Annotated in this window: 13 protein-coding genes; 6 read left to right on the plus strand and 7 right to left on the minus strand. The window is 66.9% G+C overall.

All coding sequences use genetic code 11. The features are described 5' to 3' along the window. The first annotated feature begins 258 nt into the window (after positions 1 to 258). Both purM and purN read left to right on the plus strand, forming a co-directional pair. Positions 259 to 1377 (plus strand): phosphoribosylformylglycinamidine cyclo-ligase, encoded by a 1119-nt coding sequence (gene purM, locus ACQY46_RS16025; protein WP_428697019.1) that lies wholly within the window; start codon positions 259 to 261, stop codon positions 1375 to 1377. 65 nt (positions 1378 to 1442) lie between these two features. Next, positions 1443 to 2048 carry a phosphoribosylglycinamide formyltransferase gene (gene purN / locus ACQY46_RS16030; RefSeq protein ID WP_428700505.1) on the plus strand — a complete coding sequence of 202 codons (606 nt, stop codon included), beginning with the start codon at positions 1443 to 1445 and terminating at the stop codon, positions 2046 to 2048. 5 nt (positions 2049 to 2053) lie between these two features. Here the strand turns inward: purN and ACQY46_RS16035 are convergent, their stop codons facing one another. Further along, positions 2054 to 2800, minus strand: coding sequence for a helix-turn-helix transcriptional regulator (locus tag ACQY46_RS16035; protein ID WP_428697020.1), 747 nt, complete (start codon positions 2798 to 2800; stop codon positions 2054 to 2056). Between the two features lie 43 nt (positions 2801 to 2843). Here ACQY46_RS16035 and ACQY46_RS16040 point away from each other — a divergent pair, with 43 nt between their 5' ends. Beyond that, positions 2844 to 3647 carry a glutathione S-transferase family protein gene (locus ACQY46_RS16040; protein WP_428697021.1) on the plus strand — a complete coding sequence of 268 codons (804 nt, stop codon included), beginning with the start codon at positions 2844 to 2846 and terminating at the stop codon, positions 3645 to 3647. Between the two features lie 21 nt (positions 3648 to 3668). On the opposite strand, the gene ACQY46_RS16045 is transcribed toward ACQY46_RS16040, so the two are convergent. From ACQY46_RS16045 to ACQY46_RS16055, 3 genes are all read right to left on the minus strand, one after another. After that, positions 3669 to 5765 carry a molybdopterin oxidoreductase family protein gene (locus tag ACQY46_RS16045; RefSeq protein WP_428697022.1) on the minus strand — a complete coding sequence of 699 codons (2097 nt, stop codon included), beginning with the start codon at positions 5763 to 5765 and terminating at the stop codon, positions 3669 to 3671. A 202-nt stretch (positions 5766 to 5967) separates the two neighbouring features. Next, positions 5968 to 6390 carry a nucleoside-diphosphate kinase gene (gene ndk, locus ACQY46_RS16050; RefSeq protein ID WP_428697023.1) on the minus strand — a complete coding sequence of 141 codons (423 nt, stop codon included), beginning with the start codon at positions 6388 to 6390 and terminating at the stop codon, positions 5968 to 5970. Positions 6391 to 6576: 186 nt separating this feature from the next. After that, a complete protein-coding gene (locus ACQY46_RS16055) occupies positions 6577 to 7266 on the minus strand; it encodes a glutathione S-transferase family protein (RefSeq protein ID WP_428697024.1) in 690 nt (229 codons plus the stop codon). Positions 7267 to 7555: 289 nt separating this feature from the next. Here ACQY46_RS16055 and ACQY46_RS16060 point away from each other — a divergent pair, with 289 nt between their 5' ends. The 3 genes from ACQY46_RS16060 to ACQY46_RS16070 all read left to right on the plus strand — a co-directional run bounded on the left by ACQY46_RS16060 (position 7556) and on the right by ACQY46_RS16070 (position 12373). Next, positions 7556 to 9232, plus strand: coding sequence for a methyl-accepting chemotaxis protein (locus ACQY46_RS16060; RefSeq protein ID WP_428697025.1), 1677 nt, complete (start codon positions 7556 to 7558; stop codon positions 9230 to 9232). A 205-nt stretch (positions 9233 to 9437) separates the two neighbouring features. After that, positions 9438 to 10571: a M20 family metallopeptidase gene (locus tag ACQY46_RS16065; protein WP_428697026.1), complete on the plus strand. Its 1134-nt coding sequence runs from the start codon at positions 9438 to 9440 to the stop codon at positions 10569 to 10571. Between the two features lie 134 nt (positions 10572 to 10705). Then, the gene (locus tag ACQY46_RS16070) at positions 10706 to 12373 is read left to right on the plus strand and encodes a hypothetical protein (protein ID WP_428697027.1); all 1668 of its coding nucleotides are present in this window, start codon (positions 10706 to 10708) and stop codon (positions 12371 to 12373) included. Between the two features lie 152 nt (positions 12374 to 12525). Here ACQY46_RS16070 and ACQY46_RS16075 read toward each other — a convergent pair whose 3' ends face one another. The 3 genes from ACQY46_RS16075 to ugpE are packed head-to-tail and all read right to left on the minus strand — an operon-like array spanning position 12526 to position 15552. After that, on the minus strand, positions 12526 to 13641 hold the full coding sequence (locus tag ACQY46_RS16075; RefSeq protein WP_428697028.1) for a DUF4261 domain-containing protein: 1116 nt from the start codon (positions 13639 to 13641) through the stop codon (positions 12526 to 12528). 16 nt (positions 13642 to 13657) lie between these two features. Further along, a complete protein-coding gene (gene ugpC / locus ACQY46_RS16080; RefSeq protein WP_428697029.1) occupies positions 13658 to 14710 on the minus strand; it encodes a sn-glycerol-3-phosphate ABC transporter ATP-binding protein UgpC in 1053 nt (350 codons plus the stop codon). Between the two features lie 5 nt (positions 14711 to 14715). Further along, positions 14716 to 15552 (minus strand): sn-glycerol-3-phosphate ABC transporter permease UgpE, encoded by an 837-nt coding sequence (ugpE, locus tag ACQY46_RS16085; protein WP_428700506.1) that lies wholly within the window; start codon positions 15550 to 15552, stop codon positions 14716 to 14718. Positions 15553 to 15559: the final 7 nt, after the last annotated feature.

Raw genomic sequence — 15559 nt, forward strand, 5'->3', positions numbered from 1 at the left:
CAAGGCGCCCCGACCCGCCGTGTCCTTGCAAGCAGATAGGCAGCCACGCTACCGAGCGTCAAGGCGGGGCGCGCGGAAAGGCTCGCGTTTGTGCCCGCTGTCCCGCACCGCCCACAGGCGCGGGCGGCAAATTGTCCGGACCGGATGGCAACCTGCGTGTCCGCCCGTCAGCCTGTGCAAAGACCGCCCGGTTTCGCTTGCATTCCGGCTTTTCTGTGTTTGTATGCGCGCCCTGCAAGGGTTTCGGAGACGACAAGCATGAGCGAGGCGAGTTCTTCCGCCGGGAACGGTTCCCAAAACGGCCCCGAGAACGGCTCCGGGAACGGGTTGAGCTACGCCGATGCCGGGGTGGATATCGACGCGGGCAACGCCCTCGTCACGCGGATCAAGCCCTTCGTCAAGGCGACGGCAAGACCCGGCGCCGACAGCGAGATCGGCGGCTTCGGCGGGCTCTTCGACCTCAAGGCGGCCGGCTTCAGCGATCCGGTTCTGGTTGCTGCCAATGACGGCGTCGGCACCAAGCTGAAGATCGCCATCGACAGCGGTGCCCATGCCACCGTCGGCATCGACCTCGTCGCCATGTGCGTCAACGATCTCGTCGTCCAGGGCGCCGAGCCGCTGTTCTTCCTCGACTACTATGCCTGCGGCGCGCTCGATATCGATGTTGCCGCCGACGTGGTCAAGGGCATTGCGGAAGGCTGCCGCATCTCGGGCTGCGCGCTGATCGGCGGCGAGACGGCGGAGATGCCGGGCATGTACCGGGCCGGCGACTACGACCTTGCCGGCTTCGCCGTCGGGGCGGCCGAGCGCGGATCGCTGCTGCCGCGCGGCGATGCGAAACCCGGCGACGTGCTGCTGGCGCTCGCCTCCTCCGGCGTCCATTCCAACGGCTTCTCGCTGGTGCGCAAGATCGTCGAACATGCCGGTCTCGACTGGAACGCCGACGCCCCCTTCGCCCCCGGCACCACGCTCGGCGCTGCGCTGATGACCCCGACCCGCATTTATGTGAAGCCGCTGCTCGCCGCCCTGAAGGCCGGCGCCGGCATCAAGGCGCTCGCCCATATCACCGGCGGCGGGCTGCCGGAGAACCTGCCGCGCGTGCTGCCGGACACCCTCGCCGCGCGCATCGACCTTTCGGTGATCGCCGTGCCGCCCGTCTTCGGCTGGCTGGCGAAGACCGGCGGCGTCGCCCAGTCGGAAATGCTGCGCACCTTCAATTGCGGTGTCGGCATGGTGGTCGCGGTCGAGGCGGACGAGGCCGACGCGGTCGTCGCGGCGCTTGCCGCCGAGGGCGAGACCGTCGCCCGCATCGGCCGGCTCGAGGAGCGTGCAGCAGGCACCGGGGCCGTCATCTTCGACGGGGCGCTGGCGCTTTGACCAGCGAAGCGGACGCAGGCCGCCGCAAGCGCACGGCCATTCTCGTTTCCGGGCGCGGTTCGAACATGACCGCGCTGCTCGATGCCGCGCGCGATCCGGCCTATCCGGCCGAAATCGCGCTGGTCATCGCCAACGTGCCCGGCGCGCCCGCCCTGGACAAGGCCGCCGCCGCCGGCATCACAACCGCGACCGTCGATCATCGCTCCCAGGGCGGCCGCAAGGGGTTCGAGGAACGGCTCGACGCGGAACTGCGTGCCCGCGACATCGAACTCGTCTGCCTCGCCGGCTTCATGCGCATCCTGACGCCCTGGTTCGTCGAGCGCTGGCACGACCGGCTGCTCAACATTCACCCGGCCCTGCTGCCGGCCTTCAAGGGCCTCGATACTCACGCGCGTGCGCTGGCCGAAGGCTGCCGGCTGCATGGCGCCACCGTGCATTATGTCCGCGCGGAAATGGACGCAGGGCCGATCATCGCGCAGGGCGCGGTCGCGGTGATGGACGGCGACACGCCGCAAACCCTGGGCGCGCGGGTGCTGGAGATCGAGCATGCGATCTATCCGAAGGGGCTGGCGCTGGTCGCCTCGGGCGCGGTCGAGATCGACGGCATGCGCGTGCGCCTGAAATCGGGCGACGGAGCTCCCCCGGCACCGCTGATCGTACCGGCCACGTAAGTCGCCTACCCCGCCGCCCGGCGCGCCGGCGCCTCGGGCGACACGGCATCCTCGATCTGCATGCACGCCGCTTCCTCGGCCCGCTTCTTCCACCACTCGGCATAAAGCCGCTTGCGGCCACGCGGCGGTCGTGCCTCCAGAACGGTCATTTCCAGCATGCGATCCGTGCGGAAATTGCGGTGGTCCTGGCGCAGCTCGCACCAGGCGGCAAGCACCCGGGCGCGCTCGAAAAAGGCCAGCACGATCGGCCACACGACGCGGCGCTCGGGCTCGCGGCCGGGCACCTGGTAGAGGATTTCCACCTTGCGCTCCAGCCGCAGCGCCTCGCGCAGCCGGGCCAGCTCGATCCGGTCGGCCGGCAGCGAGGCCGGCGGCGGCGCGTAGAGCGGAGCGTCGAGAAACCCGCCGCGCAGCTCTTCCGGCAGCACGGTGGCGATCTTGGCGACCGCATCGCGGGCCGTTCGCGAGATCGCCTCGTCGCCGCGCGTCTGCGCCATGCGCAGGCCGAGCATGACGATCTCCAGCTCCTCGGAGGTGAACATCAGCGGCGGCAGGTCGTAGCCGTCCTCCAGCACGTAGCCGACACCCGCCTCGCCAAGCACGGGCACGCCGGAGGCCTGCAGCGCGACGATGTCGCGATAGACCGTGCGCAGCGACACTTCCAGCTCGGCCGCGATGGCCCCGCCGCTGACGGGGCGGCGGGCACGGCGCAGGACCTGGATGATCTGAAGCAGCCTGTCGGCCCGACGCATGAGTTTCCTTCCACCTGACAAGAAGCCTATCAATGCTGACAGTATGCTGTCAGCAGGGGAGCGCTACAAGCTGGAACACCACCTGACCGGGAGTTTCACCATGCTCGTCCTGCTCGACTTCCCCGCCGCTCTGGGCCTGCGCAGCCTTTCGCCCTTCGCCTACAAGGCGGAAGCGCTGATCGCGCTCGCCGGTCGCGACTACACCAGGGAGGAGGTCGTCGACTTCTCCGTCCTCCCGCACGGCAAGGTGCCGGTGCTCAAGGACGGAGACCTCGTCATTCCCGACAGTTCGCTGATCCAGCGCCATCTGGAACGCCGTTACGGTCTCGACATCGATGCACAGCTGACGGGCGTCGAGCGTGCCATGGCGGAAGCCTTCCGCCGCATGGCCGAGGAGCATCTGCGCTGGAGCATGGTGCAGGCCCGATGGATCGATCCGGCCGGCGAGGAGGAAATGATCGACGCGGCCTTCGGCGGCGTGCCGGAGGCCATGCGCCGCGATGTCTTTCTCGGCGTGCGCGAACAGGTCCGCCAGGCGCTCCACATGCACGGCCTGGGTCGGCACACGCCGGAGGAGATCTACACGTTCGGATGCAACGACCTCGACGCGATCGCCACCTTCCTCGACGACAAGCCCTTCTTCATGGGCGACAGGCCGACCAGCGTCGATGCGTTCCTTGCCGGGCTCCTGATCAACATGCTGACAAGCCGGATCGACACGACCTTGACGCGCCATGCCTGGGCGATCCAGACCTTCGCGGACTATGCCTTGCGCTTCGAGCGCACGGTGTTCGGGCCGGCAGCAAAGATCCCCGACCGGTTGAAGCGCGCGGCGGAAGCCGCCTGAGGCGGATCGAACCGGGCGGGCTCAGGCCTTGCGCACCCAGACCGAAATGTCGTGGAACGCAGCGCCCCCATAAGGGGCAACCGCGTCCGCACCGGTCAGCGTGTTGATGCCCTTCCCGTCCGGATAGGCCTCGTTCGGCCAGATGCCTTCGGCGATCACCACGCCGCGCTTCAGCCCGGCGGTGAACCGCGCATGCAGCATCACCGCGCCGCGCCGGTTGCCGATGCGGATCGCGTCGCCATCGGCGATGCCGAGGCCTTGTGCGTCCTCCGCCCCGATCATCAGATCCGGCCGGCCTTCCTTGGAACGCGAGGCGGCGGTCTCGTTGAAGGTCGAGTTGAGGAAGGAGCGCGCCGGCGAGGTGGCGAGGCGGAAGGGATGCTCCGCATCCGCTTCCTCCACCACGGCCCAGTAGTCCGGCAGGGCCGGCATCTGCTCGAAAGGGCCCATCGGTCCGGCATTGGGCGCGGGCACTGTCGGCCAGTCGGGCTTGAAGCGGAACTTGCCGTCCGGCCAGGCGAACCCGTCGAGATAGTGGGCCTTGCGGAACTCCGGCTGGCAGTCGACCCAGCGCTCGCGCTCGATCTCCTCCAGCGAACCGAAATTCGACGCCTTCAGCATCCAGTCGACATGCTCGCGCGCGCTCATGGCAAAGCCGGGATGCTCCACCGCCCCGACGCGGCGGGCGATCTCGTTGAGGACGTAAAGATTGGGGCGCGTCTCGCCGGGTCCCTCGGTGAGCTTGGGACCGAACATCAGGTATTGGTGACCGCCGCCCTTGTAGAGGTCGTCATGCTCGAGGAACTGCGTCGCCGGCAGGACGATATCTGCCATCTTCGCGGTCTCGGTCATGAACTGCTCATGCACGCAGACGAAGAGGTCTTCCCGGGCGAAACCCTGCTTGACCAGCTCCTGTTCGGGCGCGACCGACACCGGATTGGTGTTCTGGATCAGCATCGCCGTCACCGGCGGCCCGTGGCGCAGCGCCTCCGCATCGCCGGTCAGCACCTGGCCGATCTGGCTCTGGTCGAGCTGCCGCACCGCCGGGTCGATCAGCGAATGCCCCTCGATCATCGACTTGTCGAGCGTGTAGATCGCGCCGTTGTTGTGGAACGCCCCGCCCCCTTCATGCTGCCAGGCACCGGTCACCGCCGCGATGCAGGAGGCGGCATGCATGGAGACCGCCCCGTTCCTCTGCCGGGTGAAGCCGTAGCCGAGGCGGAAATAGGTCTTCTTCGTCGCCCCGACCATCGCCGCGAAACGCTCGATCTCCTCCACGGACAGGCCCGTTATCGCCGCCGCCCATTGCGGCGAGCGCGCCGCCACATGCGCTTCCAGCTCATCCGGACAGTCGGTATAGCGGGCGAGGTAGTCCCGGTCGGCATGGCCGTCGCGGAAGAGCACATGCATGACGGCGCAGGCAAGCGCCGCATCCGTGCCGGGCTTCAGGACGAGGCCGAGATCGGCCTGCTTCACCGTCTGGGTCGGATAGACGTCGATGGCGACGATCTTCGCCCCGCGCGTCTTTCGCGCTGTGACCGCATGGGTCATCACGTTGACCTGGGTGGAGACGGGGTTGGTGCCCCAAATCACCACCATGTCGGCACGCGCCATCTCGCGCGGGTCGGGCCCGGCAAGCAGCCCCGTGCCGGCGATGTAGCCGGTCCAGGCCATGTTGGTGCAGATCGTGTCGAACTGGCGCGAATAGCCCTTGGCATGACGCAGCCGGTGGATGGAATCGCGCTGCACCAGCCCCATCGTGCCCGCATAGTGATAGGGCCAGACGGCCTGCGCCCCGTGCGCGGCCTCCGCCTTGAGAAAGGCAGCCGCGACCGTGTCGAGCGCCTCTTCCCAGGAAATCTCCTCGAAGCGCCCTTCCCCCTTCGGCCCGACGCGCTTCAGCGGACGCATCAGGCGGTCGGGATGATAGAGCCGGTCCGCGTATCGGGCGACCTTGGCGCAGATGACACCGGCCGTATAGGCGTTGTCGCGCGCGCCCTTGAGCCGGCCAATGGTGCCGTCGGCAAGCAGCTCCACCTCCAGCGCGCAGGTCGAGGGGCAGTCATGCGGACAGGCGGAAGCCTTCAGGATCGGAGCATTCGCAACGGGGGCGTTCATGCAGCACTCGCGGGCAAGGGAAACAAGCCGTCAAGGTCCGCACATGCGTGCCCGCTGTCAAGAACCGGTCGGCCCACAAACGAAGGGGCCGGCTCCCCGGAACCGCAAACCGCAGGGGAGAGAGCGCCTCCTCCCGAAACGACAAGACCGGCCAAAGGGCCGGTCTTGCAACACTTCGCGGAAACCGCGGAGACAGTCGGCCTTAGCCGACGATCTCGGTCTCGGAGAACCAGTAGGAGATCTCCTGGGCGGCCGTGTCGGCGCCGTCGGAGCCGTGCACCGAGTTCTCGCCGATGTTCAGCGCATGGGTCTTGCGAATGGTGCCCTCGTCGGCATTCGCCGGGTTGGTGGCGCCCATCACTTCGCGGTTCTTTGCAATCGCGTTCTCGCCTTCAAGAACCTGCACGACCGTCGGGGCCGAGCACATGAACTCGACCAGCTCGCCGAAGAAGGGACGGTCCTTGTGGACCGCGTAGAAGCCCTCGGCCTCGCGGCGCGACATCCACACGCGCTTGGAAGCGACGACGCGCAGGCCCGCCTCTTCCAGCATCGCGGTGATCGCGCCGGTCAGGTTGCGACGCGTCGCGTCCGGCTTGATCATCGAAAAGGTGCGCTCGATCGCCATTATCGTTTTCCCGTTGTTGTTCAGCGAGGCCTCCGCGCCCTCGCGGCGCCTCGCCCGTCCGTGCCTTGAAAGCCGGACGATCCTTGATCTCGTGGCGCCCGTTTCGGGCGCGCCATGCGTATAGCCGGGGATCGGCGCCCCCGCAAGGCGTCAGGGGCGCCGGATCCCGCTGTTTCTCGCCGGATGTCAGGCCGCCGGAACGGCGCGTGCGTAGCCGTCGAAGAGATCGAGGCACCGTTCGCGCCACTCGGCGACCGGCGAGCCCGGCTCAAGGAGCTGGAAGGCGCTCGTGATGCGCGCCCACTGGAACGTGCCGAACAGCATGTAGTCGCCCTGGAGCGGGCTGTCGCCGCCGATAAAGGGCTGCGACTTCAGCATCAGATGCATGGGCAGCAAGGCCGTGGCGAGATCGGCAAGCCGCTCCTCGCGCCCCGCCTGCACCTCTTCAAGGCTCATGCCGAACCGCTCCTCGCGTGTCGGCCGGAAATAGGCCTGGTCCTCCGGTGCGAGCAAGTCGCAGATGTCCTTGACGATCATCCGCACGATCCGCGCGCTCACCGAGGCATTGGCCCAGCTTTCTACGAGTTTCGCCGCCGCCAGGCCGCCCGGTCCGCCAAACAGGCTCGGCCGGTCGGCATAGGTCTCTTCCAGATAGGTGGCGATGGCCCAGCTGTCGCAGATCGTCCGCTCCCCGTCGACCAGGATCGGCACGGTCTTGCCGACCTCCGGTGCGATCGAGGCGATCTGCGTGAAGGGCTTCGGCCGGGTCTCGAAATCGAGGCCCTTGTGCTTCAGGGCCATGCGCACACGCCACGCATAGGGGCTGAAAGGGCGTGCGGCATCGGCACCGCGCAGTTCGTAAAGGATCAGGCTCAAGATGTCTCTCCCCTCGGGATCCGGGTCGCTTCCCCGTTCGCCGCGCAGACTATCCCTCGCCACCCGCCCGGCCAAGGACGAACCGCGTTACTGTCGCACACGTGCTCAGCACGTCATTTCAATCATAGGGTGCATTGTTTCGATGTTTTATAATCCTAGATTGAATCAAAGAAAAAATGCCGCGACGGCAAGATCCCGGGAAGGCGATTTTCTGAAAAACATTTACGGTCGGTTCAGCGTTCCAAGCATTTACTGCGGCTATCTTCAGTCCTGCGAGGCCGCTTTTCCCATGTCGATCAAACAGAAAATGCTCGTGCTGCTCACGGGCGCACTCGCCGCGCTCCTTCTCGTGCTCGGCGTCCAGACCTACACCTTCCACAAGAGCCTGATGGACGGCCGCCGCGCCCTGGTCCAGTCCCAGGTGGAGACCGCCCTCAGCCTCGTGAAGACGTTCCACGACGAGGCGGAGGCCGGCCGGTTGACCGACGAAGAAGCCCAGGCGATGGCACGCAACAAGCTGCGGTCCATGCGTTTCAACGGCAACGACTACTTCATCGTGCTCGACTCCAGCCGCGGCAACCAGGGCTTCGTCGTCGCCCATCCCAGCCCCGAGGTCGAAGGCAAGAACCTGTGGGCGGCCAAGGACGCGAACGGCACGGAGTTCGTCGTCGGCCAGATCGAGAACGCCCGTCGCGGCGGCGGCTACACCTCCTTCCTGTTCCCGCGTCTGGGCGAGAGCGTGCCGGCCCCCAAGATCAGCTACACGATGGGTTTCGCGCCCTGGAACTGGGCCATCAGCACGGCGCTCTACGTCGATGACGTCGACACCGCCTTCAACGCACACCTGATCGCGACCGCCGCCTGGGTGGTTCCGCTGATCCTGCTCATCGCCGGCTTCGCCCTGTTCCTCGCCAACAGCATCACCCGGCCCATCGCCGCGATCACCGATGCCATGCGCCATCTTGCGCAAGGGGACCTTTCCGTCTCGGTGCCCGGCGCCGGGCGCAAGGACGAGATCGGCCAGATGGCGGATGCGACCGAAGTCTTCCGGGACGGCATGCTGCGCGCCCAGGACCTCTCCGTCGCGCAGATCGAGGAGCAGCGCACCCGCGAGGAGCGTGCCCGCCGCATCGAGGAGATGACCCGCCGCTTCGACGAGAGCGCCACGGCACTTCTCACCGCTGTCACCTCGTCGGCCGGCGAGATGGAGCACAATGCCCGTTCGATGGCCGACATCGCGGAAGGCACCAACGCCCGCTCGACCACGGTCGCGACCGCCGCCCAGCAGGCAGCGGCCAACGTGCAGACGGTCGCCTCGGCCACGGAGGAGCTCTCCTCCTCCATCTCCGAGATCAGCTCGCAGGTCTCCAAGTCGTCGCAGATCGCCTCCCAGGCCGTCGGCGAGGCGCAGCGCACCGACAGCCAGATCCAGGGCCTTGCGGATGCCGCCGAGAAGATCGGCCAGGTGGTCAGCATGATCGCCGCCATTGCCGAGCAGACCAACCTCCTGGCGCTCAACGCGACCATCGAGGCCGCGCGCGCCGGTGAAGCGGGACGCGGCTTCGCCGTCGTCGCGGCCGAAGTCAAGGAGCTCGCCTCGCAGACCTCCAAGGCGACCGAGGAGATCACCTCGCAGATCTCCGCGATCCAGTCCGAGACGCGGATCGCGGTCGGCGCCGTCCAGTCCATCGGCCGCACCGTCGAGGAGATGAACGCGATCGCCGCCGCCATCGCCGCCGCCGTCGAGGAACAGGGCGCCGCCACCGGCGAGATCGCCCGCAACGTCGAAGAGGCCTCGCGCGGCACCCAGGAAGTGACCGAGAACATTCTCGGCGTTTCCCACGCGGCGAACGAGACCCGGACCGCCGCCGGCGACGTCACCAATGCGGCCTCCGCCGTCAACCGCGACGCCGCCGCCCTCAAGCAGGAAGTCGAAAACTTCCTCGGAGGCGTGCGCGCCGCCTGATCGCGGCCCCCGCATTCGACCGACCAGGCCGCCGGCAGCAATGCCGGCGGTTTTTTTGTGCCGCGGCGGACGTCGGGTCCCTCGGCGATCACCGGCAAAACCTTCGCCGGCTGCCGATTTTGCCCCTCGCGAAGCATGAAACGCCGCGCTATCATTCGCCTCCCGCCTGACGTTTCACACCACATCACATCACATGAGGATAGCCATGACGCCGTCGTCGGAGGACTTGCTCGCCGGCCTGCTCGACTGGGTGCGCATCGAGACCCACACGCCGGATGTCGAGGGGCTCAACCGGCTGATGGACCTCGTGACCCGCGAGGCCGAGGCCTTCGGCGCGACCACGCAGCGCTTTGCCGGCCGCGACGGCCGCGGCGACCATCTGCTGGTCCGCTCGCCCTGGGGCGACCACTCGACGCCCGGTATCCTCTTCCTCTCCCATCTCGACACGGTGCATCCGCGCGGCACCATCGAGAAGGACCTGCCCGTGCGCGTCGAGGGCGACCGCTGCTACGGCCCGGGCATCTGCGACATGAAGGGCGGCGCCTACAACGGCCTCGCCGCCATGCGCAGTGTCGCCAATGCCATCGAGGCCGGCGGGCCGATCCCGGCGCTGGCCGTCAGCATCCTCTTCACCGCCGACGAGGAGATCGGCAGCCCGACCTCGCAGGCGCTGATCGAGGAACAGGGGGCGAAGGCGAAATACGCGCTGGTGACGGAGCCGGCCCGCAATGGCGGCCACGTGGTCACCGCGCGCAAGGGCGTCGGCCGCTTCACGCTGAAGGTCGAGGGCCGCCCTGCCCATGCCGGCGCGCGCCACTGGCAGGGCCGCAGCGCCGTCACCGAACTTGCCCACCAGATCATCGCGCTGGAGGCGATGACCGACTACGACCGCGAGATCACCGTCAATGTCGGCGAGATCCGGGGCGGCACCGGCACCAATGTCGTGCCGCAATTCGCCGTGGCCGAGATCGACCTGCGCGTGCCGACGCTCGCCGCCGCCGAGGAAATGGTTGCCCGCATCACCTCCCTCACGCCGAAGACTCCGGACACGAAGCTGACGGTCACCGGCGGCATGAACCGCCCGCCCTTCGAGCAGTCGCCGGCCAGCAAGGCGCTCTTCGACCATGCGGCGGGACTGGCCGCCGAGATCGGCTTCGAGCTGATCGGCGAGACGACCGGCGGCGGCTCGGACGGCAATTTCATCGCCCATGCGGTGCCGACGCTCGACGGCCTCGGCCCCGACGGCGACGACGTCCACACCCTCAACGAGCACATCCTCATCCCCTCGCTGGGCGAGCGGATGCAGCTGATGCGGCGACTGATCGAAACGCTGGAGTGAGGAGGCGTCCTTGGCGTCAGCCACCAGCGGGCAAGGACGCTGCTGGCAGCGGCGCCTGCAACCGCGCCCGCAATTGACAGCCACCATGAATTGCAATTGAATTCCCCCTGCAATCTCGATCTGGGGGGTAAGGGATGATGTTGCGACGGTTTGCCGCCTGCGGGCTTTTGGCCATTTCGGGTCTGGCCCCGGAGGCCCGGGCAGACGAGTTCTTCCCTGTCTTCGAGGAACTGCAGATCACCGGGCGCGTCGAGACGGGCGGCACCGAGCCGGTTTCGCCCTCGGAAGACAATTATGTTTCGCTCGAGATCCAAAACCAGATGGGGATCGGCGCGCTGAGCGGCTACTCCGTCTTCAACTGCCGGGAAAACGACACTGTTTGGCGCATGCTGCGCTCGCTCGCACGGCGCGAGAACCAGTCGGCGCAGCTGACGATGTCCATCAAGGACTATGACGGCAACTTCATCGTCGAGAACCTGCCGTTTCTGCACATCACCTACACGGATGTCCGCTCCGGCGACGACGACAAGAACTGCATCTCCGGCCTGATCTCGGGCAGTGTGACGCCGATTTTTCCCGTCCGGCACAACGCCGAGTTCTCGATGACGCTCGGCATGTCGAAGACGGACGCCGTCGACATAACGATGCTTTCCGGCATCCAGAACCTGGCGGCCGGGGCCCGCGATGTTTTCGGGGTTTCCGGCTGGGCCGGAAAGGTCCTGGCAACCGACGCGTCGCTGGAAATGCTGGAAGACCTGCAACGCACCTTCAATCAGCGTCTGGGAGCCCAGGTCGAAGCGAAGGAAACCTTTCCGATCGACAGCGACGACGTCAACACGATCATCAGGGCTTCGCTCCTCGCAGCGCCGTCGAACGACGCTGTGTTCGAGCCCGTGAGCAGCGTGGACATTCGCCTGAGATACCTGGAATCGCTTTTCTTCGACCGTGAGGACGTGAGCATCGGCCGGGGCTCCGATGTGCTCGACAGGCCGATCTTCGCGGAAAGCGACAAGACAATCCGCGCCAAACTGCTCAACGCGAACACGCCGCTGCGGGTTCACGCGTCCGATATCGCCGTCGACCTGTCCGACCCGAACGCCAACGTCGACCTGAGGGAGGTTTGCAACGACCTGCGCTCGTCGCTGCGAAGCCAGCTCAAGCTGTCCAGGCGGGACACGGCGATCGCCATGTGGTCGGCGCTCGAGGAGATGACCGGGGGCGTACGCTATGCCGCCGCGCCGCACGCCCACAGCGATGCCTGCTTCTCCCAGGCCGAACTCGCGCAATTGCGCTTGCACAACGAAACGTGGACCCTTGCCCAACCACGCGGCGATTTCGGCAACCGCAACGTCAACACGCAGATGGCGGATCTCGAAAGGGCCGTTTTCTCCGGAACCGCAGCGGATCCGGCGGTGCTGAAGTCGCTGGCGGTGGAAGACGAGGACGCTTTCTTCGTACGCTTTTCCGGCAATGCGTTCGGCGTGACCGGCAATGCGCTTCTCACGGGGGCGAGTGCTTTCGAGAAGGCGGCGGAAGTCCTCGGAACCAGGGTCGCGAGGCTCGGCTGCTACGCGCCGAGCGAGTTGAGCAGCCTTGGCGCCATCGCCTTTCATGCATCGGAAAGCACGGATTTTTCCAAACCCACCGCCAATGCGGCTCTCTTCGACAATGAAGGGCGCTTGCGCGGGATCGATTTCTCGACGGATGTCCGTCTGATCAAGGCGATACACGGGTTCGTCGACTGGCCGGAGAAAACCGCCGAACGCGTCGGGAGCTGCACGCGCTTCCAGATTACCTCCTGAGCCCGCGCCAGGTCGCGGAACACAGCGGCGGGCCTCGGCCCCGACGGCGACGACGTCCACACCCTCAACGAGCACATCCTCATCCCCTCGCCGGGCGAACGGATGCAGCCGATGCGGCGGCTGATCGAAACGCTAGCGTGAGCGGGGGGATTTCAGGTCCGGCCGCGCCTGCCGAAGACGGGACGCCTCGGGACGGTGCCGGCGGCGGGATCGGGAAAGGCCACCATCGCCTCCGGATACTGACTGGCCGGTGCGGCGGGCGCCGGGGACAGAGCCTCCTCCGCCTCCTGATCGTCGGGCGCCGGGCCGCCGGGAGCAGGCGCTAGCGGCGCGGCCGATGGCTCACCGGATGCCTCGGGGAAAGACTGCGACGCCGGCGAAGACATGGCCATCTCCTCCCCGCGCGTTTCCACGGCGAGCTGCAATACCCGGCCGGGCACAAACATGCCTCTGTCCAGGAAGCGCACCCGCGTGATGTCGGTCTCGCTTTCACCGATCGTGTCGCCGTCCTTGACGACCGCGCCATGGGCCAGAAGGTAGCGGACCAGCCCGAAGATGCGTTGCGCCACATCGACCGGCGGTTTCGGTGCCGGCAGGAATTCAATCTCCATGCCGAAAAAGTGGCGTGCGCCAAGGGTCGCCGCACCGATCGCCTGACCTTGCCCGGTCATCTCGTCCCGGAACCACATCAGGTTGACCCAGTCCTCGACCGGCAGGCTTTTCGACAGCATGGCGCGCACCGCCTCACGCATGCCCTCGGGCGACAGCATCATCTCGCCGCTCGCCCAATAGACGCCAAGGCCGTCGCTCACATCGAGCGCCGCGGCGGTGACGAAGGTGGTGACCATGGCGAAATGCAGGGCCTGCTCGTGATCCGCCGGCTGCTCCACACAACCGACGATGAGATGGGCACCATGCGCCTCGACCGCCGCGCCGGATTCCGGCCAGGCCAAGGATGCGGCAACCGCCTGCTCCATCGTCCCCGGTGGCACCGGTGCCGCTTGGGCGATGACCGTCAACGGAACCCCGCCGACCCCGACCATCGCCGGCTCGGCCCCTTGCGCGTCGCGCAAGAGCTCGACGGAGAGCCCGATTGGCGCCGTGAGCTGGCGAATCTGCAGGACCAGGGCCGCCATGTCGAGGCGGCGGGCAGCGTCGAGCAGCACGAGACTGAAGAAACGGTCGGACATCGGCACATCCTCTGAAACGGTGCGCCAAAGACTAGATACCAACGGTTGCAGATGCGTGAATCCGCATGTGCGGATCAAGCGCGGCTTGCTTTTGTCAGTCGGGCAGCCGCTTCCCGTCCGCGCCGAAATAGTGCAGGTGTCCGGCACCGCAGGACAGATGCACCCGCGCGCCGGCGACCGGCACCTCGCGCCCGCCATCGACCCGCACGATCATCCGCTCGCCGTCGTCGAGTTCCACATGGGCGAGCGTCTCCGCACCCAGGGCCTCGGCAATGACCAGCTTGCCGGAGAGCACCGCAGCCCCCTCCTCGCAGAATGACAGATGCTCGGGGCGCACGCCGACCGTGTCGAGCGCCTCCGTCGGGCCGGCCGTTTCCGCCACCTTGCGCAGGAGGCCGCTGGCCTCAAGCCGCGCCGCCTGCAGGAAGTTCATCGGCGGCGAACCGATGAACCCGCCGACAAAGACGGTCGCCGGCTTGTTGTAGACCGACAGCGGCGTGCCGACCTGCTCGGCATTGCCGCCGTTCATGACGATGATGCGGTCGGCCATGGTCATCGCCTCGACCTGGTCGTGGGTGACATAGAGCGAGGTGACGGCAAGACGGCGCTGCAGCGTCTTGATCTCGACGCGCATCTGCACGCGCAGCTTGGCGTCGAGATTGGACAGCGGCTCGTCGAAGAGGAAGACCGACGGCTTGCGCACGATGGCCCGGCCCATGGCGACGCGCTGGCGCTGGCCGCCGGAGAGCTGGCGCGGCTTGCGGTCGAGATAGGGCTCGAGCTCCAGCATCTTCGCCGCCTGGCCGACGCGCTCGGCGATCTCGGCCTTCGGCACGCCGGCGATCTTCAGCCCGTAGGCCATGTTGGCGAAGACCGACATGTGCGGATAGAGCGCGTAGTTCTGGAACACCATGGCGATGTCGCGCTCGCGCGGCTCCAGGTCGTTGACCAGCCGGCCGCCGATGGAGATCTCGCCCGAGGTGATGGTCTCCAGCCCCGCCACCATGCGCAGCAAGGTGGACTTGCCGCAGCCAGACGGGCCGACGATGACGATCAGTTCGCCGTCGGCGATCTGCGCGTCGACCCCGTGGATGACCTCGGTCGGTCCGTAGGACTTGCGGACGTTGGAAAAGGCGATCTCAGCCATGGAATCTATTTCTCGCTTTCCACGAGGCCCTTCACGAAGAGCCCCTGCATGAAGATGACGACGGCGACGGGCGGCAGCATCGCCAGCAGCGTGGTTGCCATGATCACCGGCCAGTCGGCGATGTCGTCGCCGGAGGGGAACATCTGCTTGATGCCCATGACGATGGTGTTCATGTCCGGCTTGGTGGTGATCAGCAGCGGCCAGAGATACTGGTTCCAGCCGTAGATGAAGAGGATCACAAAGAGCGCCGCGATGTTGGTGCGCGACATCGGCAGCAGGATGTCGAGGAAGAAGCGCACAGGCCCTGCCCCGTCGACCCGGGCCGCCTCGACGAGTTCGTCCGGCACGGTGAGGAAGAACTGGCGGAACAGGAAGGTCGCGGTTGCCGAGGCGATCAGCGGCAGGATCAGGCCCGTGTAGGAATTGAGCATGCCGAAGCCGGCGACGACCTCGTAGGTCGGCACGATGCGCACCTCGACGGGCAGCATGAGGGTCAGGAAGATCATCCAGAAGAAGGCCATGCGGAAGGGAAAGCGGAAATAGACGATCGCATAGGCGGATATGATCGAGATGACGATCTTGCCGATGGTGATGCCGAGCGCCATGACGCTGGAATTGAACAGCATCAGGAGCACCGGCGAATTGACGCCCCTGGTCAGCGCAGCCGTGTAGTTCTCGATGAGATGCCCGCCCGGCAGCAGCGGCATCGGCGGCCGGGCGATCTCGGGCTGCGTCACCGTCGAGGCGACGAAGGCCATGTAGATCGGGAAGCAGATGATGGCGATGCCAATGATCAGCCCGAGATGGGTCAGCCAGACACTGAGCCCGCGTTTTTCGACCATGCCGCTC

The organism is Stappia sp. (assembly GCF_965276915.1).
Classification (GTDB): domain Bacteria; phylum Pseudomonadota; class Alphaproteobacteria; order Rhizobiales; family Stappiaceae; genus Stappia.